General features: G+C 74.2%; 1 protein-coding gene. It reads left to right on the plus strand.

The features are described from left to right. Positions 1–1,305 (plus strand): acyltransferase domain-containing protein (locus B086_RS45740; RefSeq protein ID WP_037874280.1); only part of this gene is annotated, 1,305 nt, incomplete at both ends.

Raw genomic sequence — 1,305 nt, forward strand, 5'->3', positions numbered from 1 at the left:
TTCGCCGAGGCGCTGGACGCCGTACTGACCGCTGTGGACGCGCACTTGGAGCGGCCGCTGCGGGAGGTGATGTGGGGCGAGGACGCGGACCTGCTGAACCAGACGCAGTACACGCAGCCCGCGCTCTTCGCCTTCGAGGTCGCCCTCTACCGGCTGGTCGAGTCGTGGGGCGTGACCCCGGACCACCTGGCCGGGCACTCCATCGGCGAGATCGCCGCCGCACACGTCGCCGGGGTCTTCTCCCTGGAGGACGCGGCCCGCCTCGTCACCGCACGCGGACGCCTCATGCAGGCCCTCCCGGCGGACGGCGCGATGGTCGCCGTGCAGGCCACCGAGGACGAGGTGCTGCCGCTGCTCACCGAGCAGGTGGGCATCGCGGCCGTCAACGGGCCGTCGTCGGTGGTCGTCTCGGGCGCCGAGGACGCCGTCCTCACCCTCAAGGCGCACTTCGACAGCCTCCGGCGCAAGACCAAGCAGCTCGCCGTGAGCCACGCCTTCCACTCACCGCTGATGGAACCGGTGCTGGACGACTTCCGGGCGGTGGCGGAGTCGCTGACCTACGCGCGCCCCCGCATCCCCTTCGTCTCCACGGTCACCGGTGACACCGTCACCGACGAACTCACCACCCCCGCCTACTGGACCGAGCACATCCGCAAGCCCGTCCGGCTCACCGACGCCGTCAGCCGCATCGCGGCCGCCTCCCACCTGGAGATCGGCCCGGACGCCGTCCTCACCGCCCTCGGCCCTGCCATCGCGGAGGACGCCGGCTTCACGGCGGCCCAGCGGCGCGGCCGCGGGGAGCGGGAGGAGTTCGCCGCGGCGATGGCCGCGCTCGGTGGCACCGAACGCGGCACGGGACCCGCGCTGCTGCCGCTGCTGCTGTCCGCGCGCACCGCCGAGGCGCTGCCCGCCCAGGCCGAGCGCCTGCACCGGCTGCTCGCCCAGGACCAGGCCCCCGGCCTCGCCGACGTCGCCTGGTCCACCGCCGCCACCCGCGTCCCGCTGGACCACCGCGCCGTCGTGTGGGCCACCGACCGCGCCGACGCCCTGGAGAGCCTGCGCGCCCTCACGGACGACCGGGAACTGCCCCAGATCGTGCGCGGACGCGTCCAGAGCGGCGAGGGCACGGGCTTCCTGTTCACGGGGCAGGGTGCGCAGCGGCTCGGCATGGGCCGGGAGCTGGCCGAGGCCCACCCCGTCTTCGCCGAAACGCTGGACGCCGTACTGACCGCTGTGGACGCGCACTTGGAGCGGCCGCTGCGGGAGGTGATGTGGGGCGAGGACGCGGACCTGCTCAACCAGACC

This window comes from Streptomyces sp. PsTaAH-124 (genome assembly GCF_000373685.1).
GTDB lineage: Bacteria > Actinomycetota > Actinomycetes > Streptomycetales > Streptomycetaceae > Streptomyces > Streptomyces andamanensis.